General features: G+C 57.4%; 1 protein-coding gene. It reads right to left on the reverse strand.

What is annotated here, in order from left to right; genetic code table 11:
- A partial coding sequence (locus A3730_RS09060; protein ID WP_197477390.1) for a cobalamin-dependent protein occupies nt 1–476 on the reverse strand: 476 nt, incomplete at both ends.

Here is a 476-nt window from a genome sequence, read left to right on the forward strand (position 1 = left end):
CGGTCCACCTGCTGTTGTTTGCGCCGGACGCGCAGTGCCTCGTAGGTTTCCTTGAGTTCGGAGACAAAGTCGTCCTTGGCCGTTTTGGAGAGCAGCCTGGAGGCCACGCCGACGGCACGGGAGGCATCAGCAACATGGACCACGGCCTTGTCATAGGCCGGATCAATCTTCACCGCGGTATGAATGCGGCTGGTGGTAGCACCGCCAATCATCAACGGCAGGTCCATTTCCAGGCGCTGCATCTCGCTGGCCACATGCACCATTTCTTCCAGCGAGGGGGTAATCAGCCCGGAGAGGCCAATGATGTCCACATTTTCTTCTTTGGCTACCTCGAGAATAGTCTCGCAAGGCACCATGACGCCCAGGTCCACCACGTCATAGCCATTACATTGCAGCACCACGCCAACAATGTTCTTGCCGATGTCGTGCACATCGCCTTTCACGGTGGCCATCAGGATTTTGCCGTTGGCTTCATC

It is taken from the genome of Alcanivorax sp. HI0044 (genome assembly GCF_001634945.1).